The 26,990-nt window shown below is 69.9% G+C and carries 25 protein-coding genes and 1 pseudogene; 8 read left to right on the forward strand and 18 right to left on the reverse strand.

Annotated features, from left to right (window positions below; all coding sequences use genetic code 11):
• Positions 1-343: 343 nt before the first annotated feature.
• On the reverse strand, positions 344-1,384 hold the full coding sequence (locus tag U9R90_RS15890; protein ID WP_411057089.1) for an NAD-dependent epimerase/dehydratase family protein: 1,041 nt from the start codon (positions 1,382-1,384) through the stop codon (positions 344-346).
• A 147-nt stretch (positions 1,385-1,531) separates the two neighbouring features.
• Here U9R90_RS15890 and U9R90_RS15895 point away from each other — a divergent pair, with 147 nt between their 5' ends.
• Together U9R90_RS15895 and U9R90_RS15900 are read left to right on the forward strand one after the other, a co-directional pair.
• On the forward strand, positions 1,532-2,125 hold the full coding sequence (locus U9R90_RS15895) for a DM13 domain-containing protein (protein WP_411057090.1): 594 nt from the start codon (positions 1,532-1,534) through the stop codon (positions 2,123-2,125).
• A 27-nt stretch (positions 2,126-2,152) separates the two neighbouring features.
• Positions 2,153-2,572 carry a DUF3151 domain-containing protein gene (locus U9R90_RS15900; RefSeq protein WP_411057091.1) on the forward strand — a complete coding sequence of 140 codons (420 nt, stop codon included), beginning with the start codon at positions 2,153-2,155 and terminating at the stop codon, positions 2,570-2,572.
• An 89-nt stretch (positions 2,573-2,661) separates the two neighbouring features.
• Here the strand turns inward: U9R90_RS15900 and fbaA are convergent, their stop codons facing one another.
• The 6 genes from fbaA to U9R90_RS15930 all read right to left on the reverse strand — a co-directional run bounded on the left by fbaA (position 2,662) and on the right by U9R90_RS15930 (position 8,735).
• On the reverse strand, positions 2,662-3,684 hold the full coding sequence (gene fbaA / locus U9R90_RS15905; protein ID WP_411057092.1) for a class II fructose-bisphosphate aldolase: 1,023 nt from the start codon (positions 3,682-3,684) through the stop codon (positions 2,662-2,664).
• Positions 3,685-3,880: 196 nt separating this feature from the next.
• Positions 3,881-4,432, reverse strand: a complete 552-nt coding sequence (pyrE, locus tag U9R90_RS15910) for an orotate phosphoribosyltransferase (protein WP_411057093.1) — start codon at positions 4,430-4,432, stop codon at positions 3,881-3,883.
• A gap of 35 nt (positions 4,433-4,467) precedes the next feature.
• Positions 4,468-5,283 carry an aldose 1-epimerase gene (locus U9R90_RS15915; RefSeq protein ID WP_411057094.1) on the reverse strand — a complete coding sequence of 272 codons (816 nt, stop codon included), beginning with the start codon at positions 5,281-5,283 and terminating at the stop codon, positions 4,468-4,470.
• Between the two features lie 121 nt (positions 5,284-5,404).
• Complete coding sequence (locus tag U9R90_RS15920; protein WP_411057095.1) at positions 5,405-6,379, reverse strand: SRPBCC domain-containing protein; 975 nt, start codon at positions 6,377-6,379, stop codon at positions 5,405-5,407.
• Positions 6,380-6,495: 116 nt separating this feature from the next.
• Positions 6,496-8,142 (reverse strand): polyamine aminopropyltransferase, encoded by a 1,647-nt coding sequence (locus tag U9R90_RS15925; RefSeq protein ID WP_411057096.1) that lies wholly within the window; start codon positions 8,140-8,142, stop codon positions 6,496-6,498.
• 74 nt (positions 8,143-8,216) lie between these two features.
• Entirely contained in the window at positions 8,217-8,735 is a 519-nt protein-coding gene (locus U9R90_RS15930; protein ID WP_411057097.1) for a DUF2617 family protein, read from the reverse strand.
• Positions 8,736-9,486: 751 nt separating this feature from the next.
• Between U9R90_RS15930 and U9R90_RS15935 the strand changes: the two genes are divergently transcribed.
• Together U9R90_RS15935 and U9R90_RS15940 are read left to right on the forward strand one after the other, a co-directional pair.
• Complete coding sequence (locus tag U9R90_RS15935; RefSeq protein ID WP_411057098.1) at positions 9,487-10,692, forward strand: pyridoxal phosphate-dependent aminotransferase; 1,206 nt, start codon at positions 9,487-9,489, stop codon at positions 10,690-10,692.
• A gap of 99 nt (positions 10,693-10,791) precedes the next feature.
• A complete protein-coding gene (locus U9R90_RS15940; protein WP_411057099.1) occupies positions 10,792-12,492 on the forward strand; it encodes a protein kinase domain-containing protein in 1,701 nt (566 codons plus the stop codon).
• 194 nt (positions 12,493-12,686) lie between these two features.
• Here U9R90_RS15940 and U9R90_RS15945 read toward each other — a convergent pair whose 3' ends face one another.
• From U9R90_RS15945 to U9R90_RS15955, 3 genes are all read right to left on the reverse strand, one after another.
• Entirely contained in the window at positions 12,687-13,229 is a 543-nt protein-coding gene (locus U9R90_RS15945; protein ID WP_411057100.1) for a YbjN domain-containing protein, read from the reverse strand.
• Positions 13,230-13,417: 188 nt separating this feature from the next.
• Positions 13,418-16,027 carry an ATP-dependent chaperone ClpB gene (gene clpB / locus U9R90_RS15950; RefSeq protein ID WP_411057101.1) on the reverse strand — a complete coding sequence of 870 codons (2,610 nt, stop codon included), beginning with the start codon at positions 16,025-16,027 and terminating at the stop codon, positions 13,418-13,420.
• A gap of 259 nt (positions 16,028-16,286) precedes the next feature.
• On the reverse strand, positions 16,287-16,610 hold the full coding sequence (locus tag U9R90_RS15955) for a (2Fe-2S)-binding protein (RefSeq protein ID WP_411057757.1): 324 nt from the start codon (positions 16,608-16,610) through the stop codon (positions 16,287-16,289).
• 339 nt (positions 16,611-16,949) lie between these two features.
• Between U9R90_RS15955 and U9R90_RS15960 the strand changes: the two genes are divergently transcribed.
• Both U9R90_RS15960 and U9R90_RS15965 read left to right on the forward strand, forming a co-directional pair.
• Positions 16,950-17,933 carry a helix-turn-helix transcriptional regulator gene (locus tag U9R90_RS15960; protein WP_411057102.1) on the forward strand — a complete coding sequence of 328 codons (984 nt, stop codon included), beginning with the start codon at positions 16,950-16,952 and terminating at the stop codon, positions 17,931-17,933.
• Positions 17,934-18,073: 140 nt separating this feature from the next.
• The gene (locus U9R90_RS15965; RefSeq protein WP_411057103.1) at positions 18,074-18,928 is read left to right on the forward strand and encodes a LuxR C-terminal-related transcriptional regulator; all 855 of its coding nucleotides are present in this window, start codon (positions 18,074-18,076) and stop codon (positions 18,926-18,928) included.
• 14 nt (positions 18,929-18,942) lie between these two features.
• On the opposite strand, the pseudogene U9R90_RS15970 reads toward U9R90_RS15965, so the two are convergent.
• The 4 genes and pseudogenes from U9R90_RS15970 to U9R90_RS15985 form a co-directional block, all read right to left on the reverse strand.
• Positions 18,943-19,743 (reverse strand): annotated as a pseudogene (locus tag U9R90_RS15970) (transposase family protein).
• A gap of 144 nt (positions 19,744-19,887) precedes the next feature.
• Positions 19,888-20,889, reverse strand: a complete 1,002-nt coding sequence (locus tag U9R90_RS15975; protein WP_411057104.1) for a LuxR C-terminal-related transcriptional regulator — start codon at positions 20,887-20,889, stop codon at positions 19,888-19,890.
• Positions 20,890-21,070: 181 nt separating this feature from the next.
• Positions 21,071-21,730 carry a Uma2 family endonuclease gene (locus tag U9R90_RS15980; protein ID WP_411057105.1) on the reverse strand — a complete coding sequence of 220 codons (660 nt, stop codon included), beginning with the start codon at positions 21,728-21,730 and terminating at the stop codon, positions 21,071-21,073.
• Between the two features lie 102 nt (positions 21,731-21,832).
• On the reverse strand, positions 21,833-22,309 hold the full coding sequence (locus tag U9R90_RS15985) for an ATP-binding protein (protein ID WP_411057106.1): 477 nt from the start codon (positions 22,307-22,309) through the stop codon (positions 21,833-21,835).
• 259 nt (positions 22,310-22,568) lie between these two features.
• Between U9R90_RS15985 and U9R90_RS15990 the strand changes: the two genes are divergently transcribed.
• Entirely contained in the window at positions 22,569-23,444 is an 876-nt protein-coding gene (locus U9R90_RS15990) for a helix-turn-helix domain-containing protein (protein WP_411057107.1), read from the forward strand.
• A gap of 10 nt (positions 23,445-23,454) precedes the next feature.
• Positions 23,455-23,673: a DUF397 domain-containing protein gene (locus U9R90_RS15995; protein WP_411057108.1), complete on the forward strand. Its 219-nt coding sequence runs from the start codon at positions 23,455-23,457 to the stop codon at positions 23,671-23,673.
• 158 nt (positions 23,674-23,831) lie between these two features.
• Here the strand turns inward: U9R90_RS15995 and U9R90_RS16000 are convergent, their stop codons facing one another.
• The 4 genes from U9R90_RS16000 to U9R90_RS16015 all read right to left on the reverse strand — a co-directional run bounded on the left by U9R90_RS16000 (position 23,832) and on the right by U9R90_RS16015 (position 26,944).
• On the reverse strand, positions 23,832-24,521 hold the full coding sequence (locus tag U9R90_RS16000; RefSeq protein ID WP_411057109.1) for a hypothetical protein: 690 nt from the start codon (positions 24,519-24,521) through the stop codon (positions 23,832-23,834).
• Positions 24,514-25,755, reverse strand: a complete 1,242-nt coding sequence (locus tag U9R90_RS16005; RefSeq protein WP_411057110.1) for a hypothetical protein — start codon at positions 25,753-25,755, stop codon at positions 24,514-24,516. The genes U9R90_RS16000 and U9R90_RS16005 overlap by 8 nt, the downstream gene beginning before the upstream one ends.
• Positions 25,752-26,498, reverse strand: a complete 747-nt coding sequence (locus tag U9R90_RS16010; protein ID WP_411057111.1) for an ATP-binding cassette domain-containing protein — start codon at positions 26,496-26,498, stop codon at positions 25,752-25,754. The genes U9R90_RS16005 and U9R90_RS16010 overlap by 4 nt, the downstream gene beginning before the upstream one ends.
• A gap of 107 nt (positions 26,499-26,605) precedes the next feature.
• Positions 26,606-26,944, reverse strand: coding sequence for a hypothetical protein (locus tag U9R90_RS16015; RefSeq protein WP_411057112.1), 339 nt, complete (start codon positions 26,942-26,944; stop codon positions 26,606-26,608).
• Positions 26,945-26,990 lie beyond the last annotated feature (46 nt).

Below are 26,990 nucleotides of genomic sequence, written 5' to 3' on the forward strand. Positions count from 1 at the left end.
ATGCCCAGTGTGCAGGCAGCCGATCCGGTCGCTTGAGCCTGTGCGCCGGGGCTCCATGGAACGTACGTCGGGGGCGCCCGTCGTGGTGTACCGGCACGTCGGCAAGTGTCCAGAGGAGGCGCGGTGAGCGCACAAACGCCTACCGAGCGCCCGTTGATGACGATCCGGATCTCTCGGGACAGCGGCCGGACCTTCGGTCCGCAGCAGACCGTCCACAGCTCAGACAGCCTGCCCCCACTGGTGTCCGCGGAGTGGCCCCCGTGCCGGTGCGCTCGCTGCGCCCCTGGCCGCTAGCGGTAGGCCTGCTCGCCCGCCCCAAGCACGCGCCGGAACTGCAACCCGGTCACCGCAGCCGCGCCCGCGCGAACTCCCTCATCCCCTCCCCGAATCCAACCTCCGGCTTCCAGCCCAGCTCCGCCCGCAGCCGCGCCGAGTCCGCCGTCACATGGCGGACATCGCCCAGCCGGTACTCGCCTGTGACCACCGGCTCGGGGCCGCCGTACGCCGCGGCCAGCTCGCGGGCCATCTCGCCGACCGTGTGCGGGTCACCGCTGCCCGTGTTGTACGCCGCGAACGCGCCCGGTGACAGCTCGTCCAGGCCCATCAGGGCCGCCGCGTTGGCCGAGGCCACATCGCGTACGTGGACGAAGTCCCGCCGCTGGCCGCCGTCTTCGAAGACACGTGGGGCCTCGCCGCGGGCCAGTGCCGAGCGGAAGAGGGAGGCCACACCGGCGTACGGGGTGTCGCGGGGCATGCCGGGGCCGTACACGTTGTGGTAGCGCAGGGACACCGCCCGGCCGCCGGTCGCCCGCGCCCAGGCCGCCGCCAGGTGCTCCTGTGCGAGCTTGGTCGTCGCGTACACGTTGCGGGGGTCGGTCGGGGCGTCCTCGCCGACCAGGCCGGGCCGCAACTCCGCCCCGCAGCCGGGGCAGCGCGGCTCGAAGCGGCCCGCCTCCAGGTCGGCCACCGCCCGTGGCCCGGGGCGCACCACTCCATGCGCGGGGCACTCGTAGCGGCCTTCCCCGTACACCACCATCGACCCGGCGAGCAGCAGCCGGTCCACCCCGGCCCGTGCCATCTCGGCCAGCAGTACCGCCGTGCCCAGGTCGTTGCAGCCGACGTAGTCGGGGGCGTCGGCGAAGTCCTTGCCGAGGCCGACCATCGCCGCCTGGTGGCATACCGCGTCCACGCCGCGCAGCGCCGCCGCGACCGCCTCGCGGTCCCGTACGTCCGCGACCAGCCACTCCTTGGGCGGGGCAGGGTGTGGGGCGTGCGCGGACGGCAGCAGCGCGTCGAGGACGACGGGCTCGTGCCCGCCCGCCCCGAGCTCCGCCACGATCTGCGATCCGATGAACCCGGCGCCGCCGGTGACTAGTACGCGCATGCCGACAGGCTAGGCGTGAGTCGGCGCCAGGCCCGAGACCCGCGGGCCGCCGTAAGGATTCCGTCATCCGGGGAGTGCGGACATTCGGCCCGTCGCTCCCGTTGAATCGGGGGGACGAGACGAGCACTTCAGAAGCAGGAGGCAGGCGTGGGACGCGTACGACAGATGCTGGGGCGACCCGTGGTGATCGGGGCGCTGGCGGTGGCCGTGCTGGCGGCCGCGTTCGGGGCGTACTGGTTCCAGCCGTGGAAGCTGTGGCAGGACGAGACCGTACGGGAGGAACTGCCGGTCGCCGCGAGTACCCCGACCCCGGCCCCGACCGGCACGCCCCCGAAGGACGCGCCCGCGGGCGACACCGCTTCCGAGCCCCCGGCCCCGCCCGCGGAGCCCAAGACCCTCGTCGGCGGCGAGCTCGTCACGCACGAGCACAAGACCACCGGCACGGCTCGGGTCCTGGAGCTCCCGGACGGCTCCCGCACCCTGCGTCTGGAGGGTCTGGACACCAGCAACGGTCCGGACCTGCGGGTATGGATCACCGACGCCCCGGTGATCGAAGGGAAGGCCGGGTGGGGCGTCTTCGATGACGGGAAGTACCAGGACCTCGGCAAGCTCAAGGGCAACAAGGGCGACCAGAACTACGCCCTGCCCGCCGACCTCGACCTGGGCGAGTACACCAGCGTCAGCATCTGGTGCGACCGCTTCGACGTCTCCTTCGGAGCGGCCGAACTCGCTGCCGCTTGAGCCCCGGGTCAGTGGCAGACTTCCTCCATGACGACTCACGAGAACCTGCTCGGCGGCCCCGCCCCAACCCATCTACCGGAGAACGAAGAGGCGTACCGGCTCCTCGGCGAGGAGTCCGCGACGCCCGAGAAGGTCGCGGCGGACTTCCCCACCTTCTCGCTGGCCTGGGCGATGCTCGCGGACGACGCCTTCGCGGCGGAGCGCGTGGTCGAGTCGTATGCCTATGCCCGTACCGGCTACCACCGCGGCCTGGACGCGCTGCGCCGCTCCGGGTGGAAGGGGCACGGCCCGATCCCCTGGGAGCACCGTCCCAACCGCGGCTTCCTGCGCTGCCTCGCCGCGCTCGCCCGCGCGGCCGGGGCGATCAACGAGACCGAAGAGTCCGAGCGGTGCTGGGAGTTCCTGAAGGACAGCAGCGCCGACGCGTACGCCGAGCTGAAGCAGTAGACAGAAAACGGAAGAAGAAAAGAGAAGGAAGAAAGCGGAAGGGCTCGGTCTCCCTCGTGGGAGACCGAGCCCTTTTGTCACACTGCCGCTTACTTCAGCTTCGTGCCCGTCGAGCGCAGCGCCGCGCACGCCTCCGTGACGCGCTTGGCCATCGACGCCTCGGCGAGCTTGCCCCAGGTGCGCGGGTCGTAGGTCTTCTTGTTGCCGACCTCGCCGTCGACCTTCAGCACACCGTCGTAGTTCTTGAACATGTGGTCCGCGACGGGGCGGGTGAAGGCGTACTGGGTGTCCGTGTCCAGGTTCATCTTCACGACGCCGTTCTCCAGCGCCGTGGCGATCTCCTCGGCCGTGGAGCCGGAGCCGCCGTGGAAGACGAAGTCGAACGGGGACGTCTTGCCGTACTTGGCGCCGACGCCCTCCTGGAGGTCCTTCAGGAGCTCGGGGCGGAGCACGACGTTGCCCGGCTTGTAGACGCCGTGGACGTTGCCGAAGGAGGCGGCGAGCAGGTACCGGCCCTTGTCGCCCAGACCGAGCGCCTCGGCGGTACGCAGTGCGTCGTCGACGGTGGTGTACAGCTCGTCGTTGATCTCGTGGCTGACGCCGTCCTCCTCGCCGCCGGTCGGGGTGATCTCGACCTCAAGGATGATCTTGGCGGCGACGGCCTTGGCGAGCAGCTCCTGGCCGATGGCCAGGTTGTCCGCGAGGGTCTCGGCCGAGCCGTCCCACATGTGCGACTGGAACAGTGGGTTCTCGCCCTTGGCGACGCGCTCGGCGGAGATGTCGAGGAGCGGGCGGACGTAGCCGTCCAGCTTGTCCTTGGGGCAGTGGTCGGTGTGCAGCGCGACCGTGATGCCGTACTTCTTGGCGACGATGTGCGCGAACTCGGCGAGCGCGACCGCGCCGGTGACCATGTCCTTGCTGTGCTGGCCGCCCAGGAACTCCGCGCCACCGGTGGAGATCTGGATGATGCCGTCGCTCTCCGCCTCCGCGAAGCCGCGCAGTGCGGCGTGCAGGGTCTGGGAGGAGGTGACGTTGATGGCCGGGTAGGCGAACTTGCCTGCCTTCGCCCGGTCGAGCATCTCGTTGTAGACCTCGGGGGTTGCGATGGGCATCTGTCCGCTCCTTGGATGTGCGGGTGGGGTTGCTTGGCCCTGACCGTAGGGCCCCTCACTGAGGGGGGCGACGTCATCGTCGCCCCCATCTTTCCAGACTCGGCCGACGGCTCCAGCCCCGGACTCGGTACGGGCCGGTACGGGTCGATGCGGGCCGGTACGAGCTCGGTACGGGCCGGTGCAGGCCGGTACGGACTCAGTCCAGGCCGAGCTCGTCCTTGGAGAAGGCGAAGAGGTACGGCACTCCGGCGCCCTCGGCGATCTTCTCGGCGGCCCCGGTGGCCCGGTCCACGATCGTCGCGACGCCCACGACCTCGGCACCGGCCTCGCGGGCCGCCTCGACGGCGGTCAGCGGGGAGCCGCCGGTGGTGGAGGTGTCCTCGACGACCAGGACGCGGCGGCCCTCGATACCCGGGCCCTCGACGCGGCGCTGCATGCCGTGTGCCTTGGCGGCCTTGCGTACGACGAACGCGTCGAGCTGCTTCCCGCGCGCGGCGGCGGCGTGCAGCATCGAGGTGGCGACGGGGTCGGCGCCCAGGGTGAGGCCGCCCACGGCGTCGAAGTCCAGCTCGGCGGTCAGGTCCAGCATGACCTGGCCGATCAGCGGGGCGGCCGCGCCGTCGAGGGTGACCCGGCGCAGGTCGACGTAGTAGTCGGCCTCCAGGCCCGAGGAGAGGGTCACCTTGCCGTGGACCACGGCCTTGTCCTTGATCTGGCGCAGGAGGTCGCTGCGTACGTCGTCGCTCATGACTGCCAGCTTAGGTCGTGCGCTCGTGCGGGTTGCTACAGGCGTCGCCAGGACCAGGTCATCGAGGCTTCCAGGGGGTCGATGGGGGTGACCTGGCGGGGGTGGGTGTTGAGGCCGTTCGGCGGTCCCGACTGCGGCTCCACGCAGACCGCCTCGGGCTGTTCGTCGTAGATCACGACCCACTGCTCGCGGCTGGTGACCTTCAGCTCCAGTTCGCCGGGCCAGGTCAGGGTCACGTCGACGCCGTCCGGCATGCCGAAGCAGTCGTCCCAGGGCCCTGGGGTGCGGTCGACGCGGCGGCCGGTGGGGAGGTGGTCGTCACCGCGCTCCTCCTGCCAGGCGGGGGTGAAGTCGAGCTGTACGTCCTTGCCGCCGTCGCCGTTGTCGCTGAGGGTGCGGCGGAACCAGGGGTGCCAGCCCACCTGCGCCGGGAACGAGTCGTCGTACGTCTCGACCCCGAGCCGTACGGTGAGCTCGCTCCCGCCCTCAGCGAGCTCGAAGGTCTGGGTGACGCGGCCGCGGTAGGGCCAGGGCTCGACGAGGTCGTACGTGAACGCGGCCTCGCGCTCGCCCGCGTGCGCGAGGCGCCAGGGCACGTCGCGGACGGTGCCGTGGATGGCGTGCGGCGGGTCGTCGACGGGCAGCTGGTGCTGCCTGGCGCCGTTCAGGAACCGGCCGTTCTCGGTGCGGCCGCACCAGGGGACCATGGGGAACGAGCCGTACCGCTCGCCCTGCCGCAGTACCTCGGTGCCGCCGACGCGCAGGTTGCTGATGCGGCAGCCGTTGCCCGGCCGCACGGTGAGCTCCGCGTCGCCCGCGCGCAGCGTGATCTCGTCGTCCTGTGTAGTCACACGCCCGACCCTAGATCCTCTTACTCCCGGACCGCTCGCACATCTGCGTACAACGTCGGCGTACCGCGTCGACGTACCGCGTCGACGTACCGCGTCGACGTACCGCGTCGACGTACCGCGCCTACTTACGGCGTCGCAGCACCCGGCCCGCGACGATCGCCGACGCGACCACAAGCGCGGCTGCGGGCGCCGCCCAGCGCAGTGCGTCGCTCGCGGAGACGGTGGTCGCGGGCGCCGGAACGGGCGCGTACCGGCCGCGCGGCGGCGCGTGGTCGACCTCTTCCGCACTCCGCCCGATCATGGTCCGTCGTGCGTGCGCGGCTTCGGCGGGCGGCGACATGTCCTCGTCGTCGAACCGCGCGAGGGAGGGGGGCGGGACCTCGGTGTCGAACACAGAGGCCACACCGTCGTCGTCCAGACCCGCGCCACCATCGACCACCGGGTCGGCGACCTCGGCCACCTCGTCCGCTTCCTCGGCCTGTTCCTCGCCCTCTTCCGCATCACCGACGCCCGCCGCCCGGTCGTCAGTCGCGCGGTCGTCAGTCGCGGCACCTCCCCCGCCCAGCACCGCGCCGCCGTTGTCCGCCCACTCGTCCATGCCCGGCGACGGCGCGTCAGCGTCCACGTCAGCCGCATCCGGCGACGCCCCGTCGTCGTCGGCCGCCGCCCCCCGTGCCGCCTCCGTCGCCAGGCCCGCGGCGCAGCGGTTCAGGAGGCGGCGGGTGGCCGAGTCGACGGCGGCGGGTTCGAGTTCGGCGGCTCGGCCGTCCGCGGTGGCGGTGCCGGAGAAGGTGAGGGTGGTGCCGTCGTCCGTGGGGGACAGGCGCAGGGTCAGGGCGAGTTTGACGGTGCCCGCGCCACGGGATTCCGTGGCGTCGCCCTCGATCGTGTAGTCACGGGATGGCTGCTTGGTGAGGCGCAGGGTGCCGCGATAGGTGATGGTGTGGCCCGCGATGCGGACCTTCAGGCGGCCCGCGACCCCCGCGTCGGCAGCATCACGCTGGAGCCCCGGGATCGCGCGGGCGACCCGCGCGGGGTCCCCCAGCGCCTGTCGTAGGGGCTCGGTCGGAACCGGAACGAACGCCTCGTGCTCCATGTCAGCCGAGCCTACTCACGTACGGCCCTCTCGTGCCCGTGAAGCCGCGATTCTGTTCATGCGCCTGGGGGAGCCGAGAGGATCCGGGGGAGCCTCAGGGGAGGAGTCGGGCCGGGTCAGTCCGCGTAGCGAGGGTGCACCAGGGTCGACGGCGGCAGCCCCGGCACCCGTGTCCGCTCCGCCGCCCGCGCCCCGACGGCGAGCGTGTCCCGGGTCAGCGAGCGCCGCCCAAGACCCTCGGCCAGGCCCAGCGTCGGCAGCGTACGCGCGGCGAGTACGAAGCCCCAGTCGCCCGCCGCGGGCGAGGACGCGGCGGCGCGGTCGGGCCCGGCGGCGAACCCGGCGAGCCGCCCCCGCTCCCGGTAGGCCACCGTGCGCAGCCCGACCGACCGCACGCTGGAGTCGACCGTCCAGAAGATCCGTGTCCGGCCGCGCAGCGGGCCCGCGTGCACCACGAGCCGCCCGTCGTCGGCGAGCGTCCGCGCGGCGAGGCCGAAGAACTCGCGGGAGTAGAGCTTGGTGGACTCGGTGATCCCGGGGTCGGGCAGGTCGGAGATCACGACGTCGTACGGGCCCCGCGCGCCCGCCGCGCGCGGCCCGTCCCGCACCTTCCGCAGCCAGCTGAAGGCGTCGTCGGTGACGACCCGCACCCGGTCGTCACCGAAGGCCTGCCGGTTGAGCGCGCTCAGCCCCGGGTCCGTACGGGCCAGCTCGACCACGCCGGGGTCGAGCTCGACGACGTCGACGCTGCGGACGCCCGGGTGCCGCAGCACCTCGCGCGCGGCCAGCCCGTCCCCGCCTCCGAGGATCAGGACGCGCGCCCGCGGCCCGTCCATCGCGGGGTGTACCAGTGCCTCGTGGTAGCGGTGTTCGTCGCGGCCGCTGACCCGCAGCCGGCCGTCCAGGAACAGGTTCAGGGTGCCGTGTTCGCGTCCGGTCAGCACGATCTCCTGGATGTCGGTGTGTACGGCGACCCGTACGTCGGACCCGTACACGGTGTGCCGCGCGGCCCGTTCGAAGTCGTCGACCAGTACGGCGGCGGTGCCGAGCATGCCGAGCACCAGCGCGTTGGCGACCAGCAGCGCCCAGCGGGAGCGCGCGGTCAGGTCATGCCGGAAGAGCCACAGGACGAGCGCGCCGCCCGCGACGGCGTTCACCGCGCCGGTGAGCAGCGCGCCGGTCAACTGCCCTAAGAGCGGCAGGAGAAGGAAGGGGAAGGCGAGGCCGCCGACCAGCGCGCCCACGTAGTCCGCGGCGAACAGGTCGGCCACCGCGCCGCCCGCGTCCTGGCGCCGCACCCGTTGGATCATCGTCATCAGCAGCGGCACCTCGGCGCCGATCAGCACCCCGATGGCGAGCGAGAACGCCACCAGCAGGGCACGGGTCTCGACGCCCCAGACGAAGCCCGCGTACAGCGCCATCGCACTGCACCCGCCGACCAGCGCCAGCACCGCCTCGATCGCCCCGAACCCGGCGGCGGCCCGGCAGCGCAGCCGCTTGGCCAGCAGCGAGCCGATGCCCATCGCGAAGACCATCACGGAGAGCACGACGGAGGCCTGGGTGACCGAGTCGCCGATCAAGTACGAGGCCAGGGCGACCAGTTCGAGTTCGTACACCAGTCCGCAGGCCGCACAGATGAACACACCCACAAGGACCAGGAACCGACCCGTACGCGGCGTCACGGGCAGCCGCGCCACCCCCTCCGGGTCCCGGTGCGAGGGCGCGCCGGGCAGGGTGGGCTCAAGCGCAGGCTGGTCGATCACCCTCGTAACGCTACGTCGCCGACCGCGAGCAGCATGTCACCCGAACGTGTGCAACTAGCGTGCTCGCCCCGTACTCAGAGGGGCGCCGGGACGCGCGCGGCGACTCGCGTGCGGGTGGCGACCAACTGCCCTTCCTGCGGGTACGCGTGCCAAGTCCGCCAGTGCACCTGCCCTTCGTGTCGCTGTACGAGCATGGCCGTGAACGCGTCCGGACTGCCGGGGAAGACCCCGGCGAGGCCGTTGGGATGGTCCGCGACCAGCGCGAGCAACTCCTGGGCGCGGCCCGCGAAGGAGCCGGGCGAGAGGGTCTCGACGCGTGCCGCGAACTCGTACTCCCAGTCGGCGAGCCGCTTGGCGACACCGAGCGGTAAGGGCGTACTGCTGCCGGGGATGCAGGCGACGGTCTCCGAACAGGTGCCCACCTCCTGCTCAAGCAGCACCTGATGTGAGGCGCCGAGCAGCCTCAACTGCACATGGGCGCCTTCGAGTTCGACGTCCAGCACGCTGAGCGCAGGGAGCGGCTCCCGCCCCAGCGCCCAGGCGAGGTCGGACGCGCGCGTGTCGGTGTACGAGGTCTTGAGGGTCGTGAGCATGGGTCGGCTCCGCAAACACGCAGTGGAGGTTGGGCCGGTACGCACCGGGACGCGCCGGAAGGCACACCGCTGAGGCTGTTCGCCGGCTTACTGCCCACGAGTCGTCCGAGGGCTGATTTGACGCTTAAGAGGGAATCATGGACGGGAGCGCTGCCACAGCGTTTTTACCCAACTTCGTAGGGTTTCCATCCCCCCGAGGGCCCCACAGTTCAACTGTTCTCCGTCGTCAACCCGTGGCGTACCGATCGTCAACGACAGAGCGCCCGGCGGCAATTACCACGACCGTCCCCGCAGGGACGGCGCGACCCGCCGGGCGCGTCCGCATGGACCAGCTGCCCCGTGTCAGCCGTCCCGTCGCAACTGTCCCGTGTCAGCTGCCGCCTCCTCCGCAGCCGCCTCCTCCGCCGCCTCCTCCTCCACCGCACGAGGAGCCGCCGCCGCAGGAAGCTCCACCGCCACCGTGGCCACCACCGCCCCACCAGCCGCCCGACGCGCTTGTCCCGCTCGTCCTGCTGTACCCGCTCGACCGCCGCGACCGGCCCGTACGCCCCCGCGCGCCGAACATCAGACCGAAGACGACGACCACCAACCCGGCCACCGCCACGAATGCGACGAAAGCCCCCATGGCACCTTCCCCTTCCGTTCCCCCGAGGCGCTGCACGCCGGGTGCGGCAGGCCTTGTAGGACAGGGAATGCCCCCGCCGCCACGGGCCCAAAGCAGACTTGAGGAAGTCCAGAGGTTCGGCGCAGGATGGCCGCCATGACCTCCACGGGAACCACCGGACGCCCGCTGCTCAACCGCCGGCTCGCCGAGTTCGGCACAACGATCTTCGCCGAGATGTCGGCGCTCGCGGTGAAGACCGGCGCGATCAACCTCGGCCAGGGCTTCCCCGACACCGACGGACCCGAGGAGGTCCGCGAGGCCGCGGTCCGCGCGCTACGGGACGGCCGCGGCAACCAGTACCCGCCGGGCCCCGGCGTCCCCGAGCTGCGTACCGCCATCGCCGATCACCAGCTCTCCCGCTACGACCTGTCCTACGACCCGGACCGCGAGGTCCTGGTCACGGCGGGCGCCACCGAGGCGATCGCGGCCTCGCTGCTCGCCCTGGTCGAACCGGGCGACGAGGTGATCGCCCTGGAGCCGTACTACGACTCGTACGCGGCGAGCATCGCCCTGGCGGGCGGCAGGCGCGTCCCGGTCACTCTGCGCCCGCACACCGACGCGGGGGGCGCCCGCTCCTTCCGCCTCGACCTCGACGAACTGCGCGCCGCGGTCACCGACCGCACCCGCCTGCTGCTCCTCAACACCCCGCACAACCCGACCGGCACGGTCCTCACCAGCGCCGAGCTCACCGCGATCGCCGAACTGGCCGTCGACCGCGACCTGCTCGTCGTCACCGACGAGGTCTACGAACACCTGGTCTTCGACGGCGAGCACGTCCCGCTCGCGTCCTTCCCCGGCATGCGCGACCGTACGGTCACCATCTCCTCGGCGGGCAAGACCTTCTCCTTCACCGGGTGGAAGGTCGGCTGGGTGACGGCGGCGCCGGACCTGGTCACGGCGGTCCGCACGGCCAAGCAGTACCTGACGTACGTCTCGGCGGGCCCGTTCCAGTACGCCGTCGCGGAGGCCCTGCACCTCCCCAACAGCTACTTCTCGAACGCCCGCGAAGACCTGCGCACCAAGCGAGACATCCTGGCCGACGGCCTCACGGCGGCGGGCTTCGAGGTCTTCCGCCCCCAGGGCACCTACTTCATCACCACCGACATCGCCGCCCTGGGCGAAAAGGACGGCCTCACCCTGTGCCGCTCCCTCCCCCAGCGGTGCGGCGTGGTCGCCGTACCCAACTCCGTCTTCTACGACGACCCGGAAGCGGGCCGCACCCAGGTGCGCTTCGCCTTCTGCAAACGCGCGGACGTGCTGCGCGAGGCGGCGGGGCGGCTCCGGCGCCTCTGACCTGTTGACCATGGTCATGTCTACTCGGCAGGCTGAACTCTCATGGTCCACAGGTCCACAGGTCCACTGGTCCGCAGGGAAAACGGGGGGAACGCTGCCGTGGCGTCGAGTAATAGGCCGAGCACCAGTCTGTACGTAGGGCCGCCGTCGGCGCCGGACCGGTACCGGCTGCGGCGGTCCATCGGACGCGGTGGCGAGGCCGTGCTCTACCTCGCCGAGCTCGAACTGTCCGGTGCGACCGAGCCCGTGGTGGTCAAGGTGCTGGACACCCGCACCACCATGACCACCGAGCAGTTCGCCAAGATCAGCGCCACCTGGAGCGAGCAGGCCGAGCTGCTGCGCTTCGTGCACCGGCTCGGCGTCGTCGGGGTCCGGGAGCACTTCGAGGGGGCGCCGCCGCACCCCGAGGGGCAGGCCGAGCAGAGTGCGGGGCGCTGCCTGTGCCTGGTGATGAACCACGTCGACGGTCTCGACCTGCGGGACTGGCGCGCCGAACGGACCTTCCAGACGCCCGCCGAGCGCCGGGAGGCGGTACGCAGCCTGGAGCAGCTGGCGGAGGTGCTGGACTGGCTGCACTCGGGCAGCGCCACTCCGTCGGGGCGCGCGGTGGTGCACGGCGATCTCTCGCCCGGCAACGTCATGGTGGACGCCGACGGGCAGTCCACGCTGGTCGACTTCGGGCTGAGCAAGCTCGCCCCCGAACACCAGACGGCCGAGGTGTGGTTCACGCCGGGCTTCGCCGCGCCCGAGGTGTACGAGGGCCGGCGCTCGGCCGCGGCGGACCGGTACGCCTTCGGTGCCATCGCCTACTTCCTGTTCAGCGGGGACACGCCACCGGGTGCGCCGGAGCAGTTGCGGGAGCGGTTCGCGGCCCTGCCGGAGCTCGACGGGCTGCCCGCGGAGCAGATCGCCGCCCTGCTGGCCCTGTTCGACGCGGACCCGGCCGGGCGGCCCGACTCCCTGGTGGGGTGGGTACGCCAGCTGCGCCGGGCCGTCATCACGACCACCACGACCACCGCGGCGTCGGCACGCGCGGCCACGGCTCCGGCTCCGGCCGCCGCCACGGCGGTGCCGCCTGCGCCGCCGCATCCGCCCACGCAGCTGGTCGGCTCCCCGGCACCGTCCACGCCAACCGCGCCGGGCCCGGAGCCGGAGCGGAAAGGCCGCCGCGCCCTCCCCTGGCTGGCCGCGGCCGCCGTGGTGCTGCTGGGCGTGGGCGCCTGGGCGGGCGCCCGCTTCGCCTCCGACGGCGACGCCGAGGGCGAGCCCCCGGCGAAGGCGGCGGTGACCCACACGGTGACGGCTACGCCCACGCCCGTACCCACACCCACGCCCACGCCCACGCCCACGCCCACCGCGTCCGAGGAGCCAGACGAACAACCTGACGAAGAAGTGGCGGACTCCGGCACCCTGTCGCTGACCGACTTGGAACTGCTCGATGGCAAGGCGTGGTTCTCTCAGGGCAGCGCCACCATCGACACCGAGGAGTTCCCCGAGGCCCTCATCGCCGACTTCAACAACGTGTGCAGCGGCAGCAAGTCCGCCACGTACCACCTCGGCCGCTCGTGGTCCTCGCTGGACTTCACCACGGGGCTCACGGAGACCTCGAAGGACCGGCCGATGAAACTGATCGTGCACGGCGACAACAAGGTGCTGCTGAGCAAGACCCTCGTTCTCGGCAAGGCCGAAAAGGTCGACCTCGATGTCTCGGGCGTCCTGCGGCTCCGCATCACCTCCACCCCGGCGTCAGAGGACTGCGCGACACGGATCGCCCTTGGCGCCCCCACTCTCACGAAATAGACGAGGGGCCCGGCCGATGTGTCGGCCGGGCCCCACGCCCCGGGTCAGAACCCGCTCAGTCCTCGTCGTCGGGCTTCTCCGCCGAGTCGATCTCGTCGACCAGACCGAGGTGCTCCAGCAGCCAGCGGTCGAACTCGATCGCGGCNGCCCGGCCGATGTGTCGGCCGGGCCCCTCGCCACGGTTCAGAACCCGCTCAGTCCTCGTCGTCGGGCTTCTCCGCCGAGTCGATCTCGTCGACCAGACCGAGGTGCTCCAGCAGCCAGCGGTCGAACTCGATCGCGGCCCGCACCCAGCTGACCGTCGAGGAGACGAAGTGCTCCAGGCTGACGCCGGTGCCGATCAGCATCTGCGCCTCGCCGATCAGCCGGACGGTGGTGGGCTCGCCCTCCTGCTCGTGGGTGTGGCTGTAGACCTTGGGCCACAGGGTGCGCCGGTTCCAGTCGTCGATCGCGTCCAGGATCTGCGCCTTGGACTCGATCGCGTGCGGGCGGTCGTAGAACGTACGCACGGAGAAGACCTGCTGGTCACCCTCGCCGCGGAACATGAAGTACGTGCGGAAGTTCTCCCACGGCGCCGCGAGGTCACCCTCTTCGTCGACGACGTGCTTGAGCTCCATCTGGTCCAGGAGCTGCTTGACCAGGTCCTGGTCGGGGACGACGGGGCCCGCCGGTCCTGAACCCTGCTGAGGGTCGGGCTGTGCCCCGAAATTCGGAATCGAGGACGGGTCGATGCTCACGTGCTTGGTCCCTTCGTACGGATTCCGCCATCCTCCCCCATGCCGGGCGGGGTGCCGCAACCCTGGACGGGAAAAGGCCGAGTTTCAGCGCCAAGCCGAAAGGCCGGGTTAGCCAGGATGGCGGGGATAGCCGGGATGGCCGGGACAGGCCCCGACAGGCGGACAGGCCCGTCCCGGCCCGGACAGGCCTAGAGGGGCTTCTTCATCTCGACTCCCGTCGCCGGGCCCACCAGCAGCCCGTCCCCCGCCACATCCACCCGTACCGTGTCCCCGTCCGTGACCTCGCCCGCGAGGATCTCCTTGGCGAGCCGGTCGCCGATCGCCGTCTGGATGAGGCGCCGCAGCGGCCGCGCCCCGTACGCCGGGTCGTTGCCCTCCTCGGCCAGCCAGGCCAGCGCGGCCGGGGTGACGTCCAGGGTGAGCCGGCGCTCGGCCAGGCGCTCGGCGAGGCGGTTGATCTGGAGCTCGGCGATGTGCGCCAGCTCGTCCTTGTCGAGTGCCGAGAAGACCACGAGGTCGTCGAGCCGGTTGAGGAACTCGGGCTTGAAGGAGGCCCGTACGACCCCCAGGACCTGCCGCTTCTTCTCGTCCGCCGGGGTGAGCGGATCCATCAGGTACTGGCTGCCGAGGTTCGACGTCAGGACGAGGATGGTGTTGCGGAAGTCGACCGTCCGCCCCTGCCCGTCGGTCAGCCGTCCGTCGTCGAGCACCTGCAGCAGGATGTCGAAGACCTCGGGGTGCGCCTTCTCGACCTCGTCGAGGAGTACGACGCTGTACGGGCGCCGGCGTACGGCCTCGGTGAGCTGGCCGCCCTCCTCGTACCCGACATAGCCGGGCGGCGCGCCGACCAGCCGGGCGACGCTGTGCTTCTCGCCGTACTCGCTCATGTCGATCCGGACCATGGCCCGCTCGTCGTCGAAGAGGAAGTCCGCGAGCGCCTTGGCGAGCTCGGTCTTGCCGACGCCGGTCGGGCCGAGGAAGAGGAAGGAACCCGTGGGCCGGTCCGGGTCGGCGATCCCGGCGCGGGTACGCCGTACCGCGTCGGAGACGGCCTGTACGGCCTCGCTCTGCCCGATGAGCCGCCTGCCGAGCTCCTGCTCCATCCGCAGCAGCTTCTGCGTCTCGCCTTCGAGGAGGCGTCCGGCGGGGATGCCGGTCCAGGAGCCGACCACATCGGCGATGTCGTCGGGACCGACCTCGTCCTTGACCATGGTGTCCTTGGCGACCTCCTGCTCGGCGGCCGCGGCCTCCTCCAGCTCTCGCTCCAGGCCGGGAATCTGGCCGTAAAGCAGCTTGGACGCGGTGTCGAAGTCGCCGTCGCGCTGCGCCCGTTCGGCCTGCCCACGGAGCTCGTCCAACTGCTCCTTCAGCGCACCGACGCGGTTGAGGGAGGTCTTCTCCTTCTCCCAGCGCGCGGTGAGCCCGCGCAGCTCCTCCTCCTTGTCGGCGAGGTCGCGCCGGAGCTTCTCCAGGCGCTGCCTGCTGGCGGCGTCCGACTCCTTGCCGATCGCCAGCTCCTCCATCTTCAACCGGTCGACGGCACGCTGGAGCTCGTCGATCTCCAGCGGCGAGGAGTCGATCTCCATACGGAGCCGGGACGCGGCCTCGTCGACCAGGTCGATGGCCTTGTCCGGCAGGAAGCGGGAGGTGATGTAGCGGTCGGAGAGCGAGGCGGCGGCGACCAGGGCGCTGTCCGCGATCTGGACCTTGTGGTGGGCCTCGTAGCGCCCCTTGAGCCCGCGCAGAATGGCGATGGAGTCCTCTACGGTCGGCTCGGCGACCAGCACCTGCTGGAAGCGGCGCTCCAGGGCGGGGTCCTTCTCGATCCGCTCGCGGTACTCGTCGAGCGTGGTGGCGCCGACCATGCGCAGCTCGCCTCGGGCGAGCATCGGCTTCAGCATGTTGCCCGCGTCCATCGCCGAGTCCCCACCGGCACCGGCCCCCACCACCGTGTGCAGCTCGTCGATGAACGTGATGACCTGCCCGTCGCTCCCCTTGATCTCGGAGAGGACGGTCTTCAGCCGCTCCTCGAACTCACCGCGGTACTTGGCTCCGGCCACCATCGCGCCGAGGTCGAGCGAGACCAGCCGCTTGTCGCGCAGCGACTCCGGTACGTCGCCCTTGACGATCCGCTGGGCGAGCCCTTCGACGACGGCGGTCTTGCCGACGCCCGGCTCGCCGATCAGCACCGGGTTGTTCTTGGTCCGCCGGGAGAGCACCTGCACCACGCGCCGGATCTCCTGGTCCCGCCCGATGACCGGGTCGAGCCTGCCCTCGCGCGCGGCGGCGGTGAGGTCGGTGCCGAACTTCTCCAGGGCCTTGTACTGCCCCTCCGGGTCGGGTGTCGTCACCCGGCGCCCTCCCCTGCTCTTCTCGAACGCGTCCAGCAGCTTCTTGGCGCTGGCTCCCTGCTGGGAGAGTACGTCCCCGGCCTGCCCGCCCTTGGCGGCGATACCGATGAGCAGGTGCTCGGTGGAGAGGTAGTCGTCCCCGAGCTCCTTCGCGCGCTGCGCGGCGTCCGCGATGACGGCGAGCATCTCGCGGTTCGGCTGCGGCGGTGCGACAGTGGAACCGGTCACGCTGGGCAGCCCGGCGAGCACCCGCTCGGCGCCGGACCGCACGGCGACCTGGTCGGCCTCGACGGCGGCCAGCAGATCGATGATGTTCTCGTTGTCCTGCCCTTCGAGCAGGGCGAGGAGCAGATGCGTGGGGGTCAGATCCGGATGTCCTCCGGACACGGCCCGGCTGGTGGCCGCGTTGATCGCGTCCCGGCTCCGGTTCGTCAGCTCGGCGTCCACGTGCGGCACTCCTCCTTACCCGGGGAGGGGCTCCCTCCACCCTGACTGGTCTGACTCAACCAACGTACACAAAGTTGAGTCTATTCCACTCAAGGCCGAACGCCAGCCGGGGGCGGGAGACAGAGGCACGGGCCAGGGGCGCGAGACGGGGCGCGATCTGGGGGCACGCAAACGCACAGCGGCGCCATCGCGTTCAGGTCCACGATGGCGCCGCTGCGGGGGGAGCGCCTGAGCGATCAATAACGACGGGGGAATCGCGTCAGGCGCTGCGGGGGGTGGCGGAGCTGGTCAAGGGTTCGACGAGCTGATGGTCACGCTGGTCGAGGTTCACAAAGATCATTCCGTAGCGGATGGCACAGCGCACGGGGTGCGGTGCGCCTCTCGGTCGACGCAGGCAGCGATAGGCCCGTATGTCGTCGTCGTCCTCGTCTCGCGCGACCACGATCGGCTGCCCGAGGAGGGTGACCATCAACGAGTCGCCTGGGCGGGGCAGCGCCGTGACGAGATCGATGAAGTGCCACCCTGAGCGGTAGGCGGTGGCCATTTCACGACGAAAGGAGCGGTCGTCAGGTGGTGTCGTCATGCGACCGACCCCGTCGACGAGTTTGCGACAGCATCGGACGAGCCCGAAGCCCATATCGGGTCCTTCGCGACCGAGACCGACTGCCATATCGGGTCCTGCGCGGCCGCGACTGGCTTCGACTCCCAGATCGGGTCCGCGGGCGCCGCGACGCCCACAGCGGCCGCCGCAACAAAGGCGATAGCAAGCACCGAGCGAAGCGTTTTCTTGGACATGGGCGGCTTCGACCTCACTTGATTGTTTTTGCTCCCCCGCAGTCACGACAATGGCTCAGTCCTTGCGGTTTCACCACTGAGTACGTGCATCATGTTCCTGAATTTCATGAGCCTGGGGGGTGTTCAAATGCGGGCAAACAGTGACGATGCGATGCATCCGCATGGTCACCTGGAGTTGTGCGAGGAAGGGACCCGCCTCTACGCGAGCGCGCTGCGCACCGGGCGAATCGCCAGGTCCGAAGTGGCAGCGACGCCCTGCCTCATAGACCTCGCCCTGCTGCACCCGGACCCCGATGACGCAGCGTGGCTGCGTCCGGTTCCCCCCACTGCCGCGTTGGCTCAACTCCTGCTCCCCCTTGAGGAGGAGATACAGGAGCGTCGGCGACTGACGATCGCGCTCAGTGGCACCTTTGAGCCCTTCATGGCTATCAGCGCCCAGAACCCGTCGACCACGCACGCCATCACCGTCCTCGAAGGCATCCACCGAATCGACGATTCGCTGAGTCGCGCCACGGCCGAGTGCTCCAAAGAGTTGCTCACCCTCCAGCCGGGTGGCGGCCGCAGCCCCGACATCCTCAGCCGCGCCCTGGAGCGCGTCCAGCCCCTGCTGGCCCGAGGCGTGCGGGTACGGACTCTGTACCAGCACACAGCTCGCCACAGCCAGGGCATCCAAGCCTACAAAGAACGGGCCGGCTCCGAGCAGATGGAGATCCGCACGCTTGAGCAGCTGATCGACCGCCTGATCATCATCGACCGCAAGGTGGCCTATGTCCCCGCGCGCGAAGACGGCCTGGTCGCGCTCGAACTGCGCCACCCTGGCCTGGTGGAGTACCTCGCAGCCGTCTTCGAGGAGTTCTGGAACCGAGCCATCCCGCTGGACGACCATCTCCCCCACGTCCGTACCCCCGACGGAATCACCGGAATACAGCGCTCCATAGCCCGGCTCCTCATCGAAGGCCACGTTGACGACGCCATCGCCCGCCGCCTCGGAATGAACGTCCGCACCTGCCGCACGCACATCGCCAAGCTCGCCGCCACACTCGGCAGCGGCAGCCGCGCCCAACTCGGCTACCTCATCGCACAATCAGGGATTCTGAACCAGAGCGAGTGAACGTGAGAGGAACAGACGTGCCCGCGCGGCCTCATGCTCACCACGGAGTCGAGGAACTCTGTGACGTCGGCTCAAGTCTGTACGCCCGCGCGCTGGACGAGGGTCGCATCCATCGGCAAGACGCTGAAGCAGCGCCTTGCTTGATCGACTTCGGTCTGCTGCACCCCGACATCGCGGACATGCGGTGGTTACGGCCCACCGCCCCTGCCGTAGCGCTCCCCCGTCTACTGCGAACCATCGAGCAAGACATCGCCAGGCAGCGCCGTCGCGAGGCGGAGCTGGCCAGGACGTTCGAACCCCTCATCGCACGCGCGGCCAACCACGCCTCCTCCCCCAGTACATCGATGGTCAACGTGCTGGAGGGGCTCACCAGAATCACGTCAGCCATCAACCAGGCCCTGGACTTGTCCTGCCAGGAAATGCTCACCATCCAGCCCGGCGGTGCGCGTCCGCCCGGGCTACTCGCCGAAGTCCGGCCCCGAGTCCAAGACCTGCTCGACCGAGGTGCCCGTCAACGCACTCTCTATCAGCACACGGCACGCCACGCCCCGGCGACGTTGGCGCACTACGAGCAGCTGCACGGCGACGTGGAGGTCCGCACGCTTGACGAAGTCACCGAGCGGCTCATTATCTTCGACCGAACCGTGGCGTTCATCCCTGCGAGCGAAGACCGTTCCGTCGCCCTAGAGCTGCGACAGCCGGCCCTGGTCACCCACCTCGTCACGCTCTTCGAGCGACTGTGGCGACTGGGCACCCCCATGCACCCCCTCGCTGCCAAGCTACCCTCGACCAACGGCATCACCACACGGCAGCGCGCCATCGCCGAACTCCTCATCGAGGGGCACGCCGACAAGGCCATAGCCGACCGTCTCGGCATGAACATCCGCACAGTCCGTGCCCACATCGCCAAGCTCAGCAGCATTCTCGGCAGCAGCAGTCGCACCCAACTCGGCTATTTGATAGCCCGGTCAGAACTTCTTGACCAGACCCAGTGAGGGTTTCTCGGCGATCAAGGTCGCCAGGCGTTGTTGAGGAGGAGGACAGCCTGGGTAATGGTGCCGATCCGGTTCGGGCTGAGGGTGACGTACTGCAGGGTGCACCAGCGTTGTTTGAGCTCGGCCATGGCCCGCTCGACGGGGAAGCGGAGTCCGCGGTGGAGCTTGTTGGAGGTCTCGTTGCCGAGGCCGAGGACTCCGGGTAGGTCGGGGTGTTTCCTGAAGGGAATCTGCAGCCCGCCGCCTGCGCGGATGTAGCCGATGTCGGCCAGGACGGGGAGGCCGCTGCGGACCGCCGGGTAGAGCGATGGCAGTGCAGGCGGCGGCCAGGTCGTGGACGCTGCCCGGCTCGACGTCGGACACCCACAACGGGGTGCCGTCCGGGGCGGCGAGGAACTGCACGTTACCGGCGAAGTCTTGATGCGGATCGAGTACCACAGGTCGGTTCCGCGTTCGGTCCCACCGGTCACACGGTCACAGCGGACGAGGGTGTCGTCCAACACGACGAACGGCAACCCGTTGGCACGGCATTGCTTCAGGACCTCGACCAGGTCGGGCACCTCGGCGGCGAGAACATCGATGCCTTCGCCAAGGTAACGGTAGGCAGTGGCCTGGGAGATGCCCGCGTCGCGGGCCAGACAGTGCACACAGACGTGATCGCGGAACCAGCGCAACACCACCACGGCCTGCCGGAACGAGCCCAGGGCTCGTGAGCGACTGGGTGTGCCGAGCGCACGACGGTGAACGGCCAGCAACCGGGCCAGGTACTGGACGACCGGCCGCGGAACATCGAGCATGGCAGAGTACGGCATCACGTGAAACCTCTTACAGAAGGCACGAGTTGCGGACACGACCCGTCCTACCGGGGCCTTCACACGCTGTTCAGGGCACAGACCGGACTCTCGGACCGCCCTCGAGTACTCGCTCGATCAACCTCACTGAGAAAACCTCGGTAGCCCTTAGCGCGGCGGCACGTCCAACCCCGCCCGCGCAATAAGGACGCCCAACTGCGCCCGCGTCGTACTCCCCAGCGCCTCCGCCAGCTTGGCGATGTGGTGGCGACACGTACGCACACTGATGCCGAGCCGCGCCGCCACCTCGGTATCCATCTGACCCTCCGCCAGGAGAGCCGCGATCGCATGCTCCCGACGGCTGACGCCCGCTACGTCTGTCCGCACCGGAGGCTGTTCCGCCAGCGGCACACCTAGATGCCACAGTCGCTCGAAGATGACGGCGAGGAACTCGACGAGAGCAGGCTGACGCAGCTCCAAGGCGAGAGTGCGCTCGGCATTGGCCGGGATGAACGCGACAGTCCGGTCGAAGATCAACAGTCGCTCGGTGACTTCGTCGAGCGTCCGGATTTCGCTGCCTCTCCCCTGCCCCCGCACCGCCTCCAGGTAGTGGTGCAGCCCCCGGCCATGCCGTGCCACATGCGTGTACAGCGACCGTATCCGAACACCACGCCGCTGCAGGTCCAGCGCCCGGGGCAACGCGGCCATCAGATCCTTCTCGGGCCGGATACCGCCCGGCTGCACACTCAGCAACTCGGAGTCACAGGCTGCGTTGGCCTCGTCCAGGACCTCGTTGATGCGAGGTATGCCCTCCAGCACCCTGATCGGCTCCCGCACCGCCCTCGGCGCCGCCCCCTCAACCCTCGCGAAGCGGGCGAACGCGGCCGCCCCCGCCGCCGTACGACGGTGCGCCGCGGCCAACTCCCCCTGGACGTCCCGCAGCAGGCGTGACATCACCTCGCCCGGGCTTGTCGGCACGAGCCACTCCGCACCACCGCCCGGATCGGGATGCAGCAGCGCCAGGTCGATCAGGCAGCCGGCCTCACCCACGTCCGCGCGCGAGACGCGCCCCGCGCGCAGCGCCTGGGCGTACACCCGCTCCCCGGCTTCACACAGCTCACCAACCCCGTGCCGGTGCGCCACCAGCTCATCCCCCGCCGCTGTCGACACCCCCTGGGCCCATGCTGGCAGGCACCCCGACCGAACGGGGGAAGTCGACCGGGGTGCCGGTAACCACGATGCACCGCCGACGCCCGCCACAACACCGTCATGTTGCTGCATGTCACGAAGAGGACGCCGGGACAACCACCCCAATTCCACCGATTCCGGAACCTCGTGCACCGCCGACGGCTCAGGCGCGGCGCGGTCCCGTGATCGCCTCGGTGATCGTGAAGCCCTTCGCAGGGCCTTCGGCGATAGTCACCTCGGTGCCGTACGAGACGCGGTGCACTCCGACCCAGTCCGCCTTCTCGGGACGGGGCTCGGTGAGGACGGTGACCGTCCCTTGGTTGTCGTAGTCGTCGACGATCACGTAGACGGGGATCTCGGCCCGCGCGTACTCGCGGCGCTTTCGGGCCCGGTCCCGCCGGCGGCACTCGTGGCCGGGAGAGACCACCTCGATGATCAGGCCGACAGCGGATGCCCTGACTCCGACCCCTTCTTCGTCACCGTGGGGTTCCAGGTTCCTGGGCGCGACCAAGACGTCGGGAATCCAGGTCTTCCGACCGCGAACCACATTGGTGTCGTTGTACGCCGCGTACTCGCTGTCGGCGAGAACGGGGACCAGCGCGTCCCGCAACCGGTTGACGACCTGGGCATGGGACAAGCGGCCAGTGGGTGACACCTCGATGGCTCCCTCGATGATCTCAGCGCGGTAGCCCTCGGGGAGTTCCATGGCCTTCCATGCCTGCCACAGGACCTCGTCCCGTTCAACAGCAGGGGTGGACCCGGAATCGACCTCGGTCACGGTCTCTGACATGGTCTCGGGCCTCTCGTGCGCAAGAGCGGTCATGGCGGCACCTCCTCTCAAGTGTGGGCTTGGCGTCCTTGCGGCACAAGCAACGCGATCACGGTAGGTACGTCGACTGGGCTGACCAGGGGAATCGGCCCCTGGTCACCCGATGCGGTGAGGGCGGAAGGATTCACCGCCGCCACCGCCCACCGCGCGGCCCAGCTCGAACCAGACCCCCTTCGCATACCGCCCCGCACGGCCGTCCGCGACGCCCCACCGGTCCGCGACCTCGCCGACGAGGGTGAGACCCCGGCCCCAGCAGGTGGCGACGGCCGGGCAGGGGGTGACCGGCAGGTCGGGGCACTCGTCGAAGACGGTCAGGCGGAAGCGGGCGGGGGTCAGCCAGAGCCGCAACATGGCGGAACCCTTGGTGTGCAGGTGCACATTGGTGACAAGCTCGGAGGTGCAGAGGGTCGCGGGCAGGACGAGGGGTTCGCGACCGAGCGTCGTGAGTACGCCGCGCACGAAGTCCCGACAGACCTTGGGGCAGGTCGCCCCGGCCGGGGCGAAGAGGCTGTACTCGTAGGTGAGTTGGGTGGGGCAGTGCGGGACGCGGGGTTGGTCGTCGTCGGATGGCATGACGGTGCTCCCGTCAGGAGTTGGGGTTCGGGCGCCCCACGCCGGGCGATGGCGGTGCTCACGCGTGCCTGGTGGGCAGGGTGAGTGCTCTGTCGGCTTACGGGCAGGGGGAGTTGAGCGGTTTCGGTGAGTGACCGGCGCCACACTCAAGGTAGGGATGTACGGCACACATGCGCAACCTGATCCACGGAATCAGTGGACCAACTCCCCCTACCAGGCGCAGACTTTGGCCAGACCAGCGAGGAGACACCCCTTGGGAATGCGCACCACCATCAGCGAACGCCAGCGCCGACTCGGGTACGAGCTCAGGAAGCTACGCGAGCAAGCAGGGCTGTCCGCCGGAGAGGCCGCCGAGCGGATCGACATGGGCCGTGGCCAGCTCAGCCACATCGAGGCCGGCCGCACCTCGATCCTGTCGGACCGGCTTCGCGACCTCTGCCGGGCTCTGGGATGCGAAAGTGTGCCCTATATCGATGCCCTCGTTGCGATGTCCGAAGCCAGCGGCAAGGGTTGGTGGAGCAGCTACAAGGGCAGCGTCGGCGCGGCGGCGATGAACCTCGCCGAACTGGAAGCCGGCGCCACGTGCCTCCGAAACCACGAGACCCTCTTCGTCCCTGGCCTGCTTCAGACCGAGGGGTACATCCGCACGGTCTTCTCCAACCCCATGCTGGACGTCCGGGACATCGATGAGGCAACCGCCTTCCGCCTCGAGCGACAGGCCATCCTGACTGCCGAGAACCCACCAACCCTGCATGCCGTGATCCATGAGGCCGCACTGCACATGCGGTTCGGCGGGACATCAGTCCTGCGCGCCCAACTACTCCACCTCATCGACATGGCCCAGCTGCCCAACGTCACCGTGCAGATCTTCCCGTTCGAGGCCGACCTGGATGCCGCACTCAGCGGCACGTTCCTCCACGTAATCCCATCAGTTCAAGAGCTGAGCTCTGTCGTACTGGACCATCCCGCTGGACCGCTATACCTGGCCGACGACGAGCACCTTGCCTTGTACGGCAATATGTTCGACCGTCTAGGGGAGCGCGCGCACGCGCCGATCGGTGTGCCCGCCGCCCCTGAGTCACTTGCGGCGAAGGACTCCTTGGCCCTGATCCAGCACCTGCTCTACACCCTCTAGGAGACCCAGAATGTCCAGCCTGAACTGGCAGAAGTCATCGTTCAGCGGTGGACCGGAGAGCAACTGCCTGTATCTCACCGCCATCCCGGACGGCTCCATCCACCTCCGTGAGAGCGACACCCCGAGCGCCGTCCTGACGACCACGTCCGGCACCCTCGCCGCCCTCCTGCGCTCCCTCGCCAGCGACGCTGACAACGTCGCGGATCCGTCTCGGCCGAGCCGGTCGTAGTCGACCTCGGTGAGGCAACCCACGCCGCGCTCGACGCTCACAGCCCTACGGCTACACACAGTCGCCCGCCAAGCCCGACGGCTGGGCATCACCCGCATGGCCCGGAAGAAGGACAACGTCAGCCCCAGCGCCACCGCCGGGCCCGTCAGCCCAGCTCGTCACCACCGCCGGAGCAGACTCCTCACGCGCCAGGGTGTCACCCAGTAGGCAATCATCCCCGCGACCAGCAGCCCCAGACTGATCCCGAGACCCATCGGCCGCTCGGCCACCGGCGCGTGGGTGAAGTCCCACCACGGGTAGCCGCCCGCGCCATCCTCGACGCCCCAGTAGCCGACGACGCAGAGCACCTGTGCGGGCAGGATCCAGCACTGCCGCCAGCCGAGCAGTCGTCCGCCCAGCAGCCCCAGCCCGGTCCAGCCCGGCAGAGCGACAGCCATGACCTCCAGCACCCGGCCTTCCACAGACACGGCGCAGACGCCCGTGAAGACGGCCATGCTCGTGGCCCACAGCACCGTCAGCCGCCACGCCCTCCCGCGGTGAAAGCGGGCGGTGCCGACCGCCTCAAGACCTGCCATGCGGCTGTGCAAGGACAGCAGCGGCAGGACTCCCGCGAACATGGCGAGCATCCGCCAGCCCGGAGTTCCCGCACCCCGCGCACCCTCCACGGTAGGCAGGGGCGTCGTCCTGTCCCCCAGCCAGGCCACGGCGAGTCCGACAAGCAGGACCACGAGCAGGATGCTCCCCGGCCGCCGCACGCCGCACGGCGGGTGAAAGCGCCCGCCCGGACGACCGGGCCGCCAAGCCGACGGCATCGCCCCGGTGTCCGTGCCGTCGCGGATGTCAGTCACAGTACTTCTCGAGGACGCGCCGCACTGTCGCCGTGGCCCACGCCCTCTGCTCCGACTCGGGCCGGTCAGCCATCTCCTTGCCCGTTTCCACGGCTTTCGCCTGCGATGCCGCCATTCCGGTCTCGAAGTACTCCGGCTCACCGCCACCGGCCAGCCGCTTCTCAAGCCACCGCTCCAAGGCGAGGATCGAGTGATCGTCGGCCTTCGACTGAGCCTCATAGCCATGGTCCTGGCAGTCCTCGAAGGTCTGCCTGCTGATCGCGCTCGTCACACCGTCAGCCAACGCCCATACGGAACCACTGTCCAGGTCGAAGTCACCGCCGGACCACCCGCGGTCCACGTAGACGAGGCCGAGGGAGTGCACCGCTTCCGGCATGGCCAGTTCCGGCGGCAGGTGCTCGGCCCGGGCCAACACGTCCTGGGCCATCGTCTTGTACTTCCGTTCCTCGGGCCACAGGCAGATCTCGACGCGGCCCTTGACGCAAGCGGCCGATCCGGAGCCGTGCCGCTCGTCGATGACCGGGCTGGCGACGGATGCCGCGGTCGCGGCGAGCGCCAGGACGACGGCAAGTCCCGGGAGCGGCCTGACGCGCGTGATCCGCGGACCGTACGGCAGCCAGAGGCAGGCGACGAGCAGCAGCAGTGCCGCCGCCGTGCGCAGGGCTATCTCCAGCAGGTCTGGCTGCAACCGGGCCGGGCCGTTCACCACGGCGATGTCGGTGTCGACCGCCATGACAACGAGCAGCCAGGCGAGCGCACCGGCCGCCGGGCCCCAGCGTGTGGACAGCAGCCGCCCGACGACCCAGCCCAACCCCGTGGCCGTCAGCAGGCTTGAGACACCGATCAGCAGATATCCCAGGTACTGGGTGAAGCCGGGTGGCCATGAGGACGCGGTGACCGCGAAGCAGACGGCCTGCCCCACCAGGTACGGCACGAGGAAGACGCACAGGACCACGGCGAGGCGCGGCAGTTCAGCCCGTGGTCCGGGCCGGGGCATCGCGCTCAGGGTCTCCGCCACCTCGGTCGGCCGACGCAGCGCGGCGGTCCACGCGGCCCCGGCCGCGGCGAACACGCCCAGATAGAGAGTGGGTATCTGCCCCGCGGCGCCGGTGTCTCCCCACAGCCCGTGCCAGAAGCCGTCGCGGGTGAGGATGAGGGCGAGGTCGAGAACGACCAGGGGGATGACCAGCCACCGCAAGGGGGAGTAACGCAGCGCCAGAAGGAAGGAGGTCACAGCTCCCGCTCTCCTTCCGGCAGCAGTTCCATGTAGGCACGCTCCAGCGGAGTGTGTCCGGCTGCGCCGTCACCGGCCCGGTCCGCCATCTCGGACACCGCGCCGTTGAAGAGGACCCGCCCGCTGTGCAGGACGACGACGCGGTCGCACGCGGCGGCCACGTCCTCGATCATGTGCGTGCTCAGCAGGACGGTGGTTTCGGTGAGTCCGGCGAGTATCCGGCGGAACTGCAGACGCTGGCGCGGGTCCAGGCCCACGGTGGGCTCGTCGAGGATCACCAGGCCCGGCTCACCGACGATGGCCCACGCAATCCCCGCACGCTGCCGCATGCCGCCGGAGAGCCGGGACATCCGCTCGCGCGCCCGGTCCGTCAGGTCGACCTGGCGCAGCGCCCGCTCCACGGCCTGGGACCGGTGCTCGTCAGCCACCTCACGCATCCACGCGCCGTACTCGACAAAGTCACGCACCCGCATGCCTGGGTCCCATCCGAACCGCTGCGGTAAGTAGCCGATCCGGCGGCGGATGTGCCGCGCGGTCTTCTCGCCGTCGATGGTCGCGCCGTCGAGAGCGATACGCCCGCGCAGCGGGGGCTGCACCGTGGCCAGGGTTCGCATCAAGGTCGACTTGCCCGCGCCGTTGGGCCCGAGGAGCCCCGTCACGCCAGGCCGGAGGTCGAGGTCGAGGTCGTCGAGGACCACACGCCCGGGGTAGCCCTGACGCAGGTCGGAAATATGAACGTCCATATGAGTCCATCACCGTGGTGGGTAAACTGGAGACGCAGCCCGTCTGCCCGCAGCTCCAATGCGGGCAGACGGGCCGTTACTTCAGGCCGCCTGCGGCGGTGCGAGGCTCACTGCCAGAAGTAGGTCACTCCGGTGTTCACCTTGAACCGGCAGTCCGAGCCGTCGTACGTCGCGGTGCTGTACTTCGCACGCCAGTGCGTCATCCGCTTGTCGGTCTGCCAGCTGCATGCGGCAGTGGTCTCGTAGGTGCCGGCGTAGCCCGCACCGGGGCTGCTGCACTTCTGGTCCCAGTCGGTGTTGTAGTAGCGGCCGAAGCAGTTGTGGACCTTGTTGCTGTCGGTGTACGCGGTAGCCTGCGGTGCGGCGATCGCCGCGATGCCTCCCACCACGAGGAGCGCCGTGGTGGTCGCCGCCACGCGTGCTCGGATTGCTGAGTTGTTCAGCATGAAGAAACCTTCCTCCTAGGATTGTCGATCCCCAGTTCACTCCACC

The sequence above is a fragment of the Streptomyces sp. E11-3 genome (genome assembly GCF_046540415.1).
GTDB lineage: Bacteria > Actinomycetota > Actinomycetes > Streptomycetales > Streptomycetaceae > Streptomyces.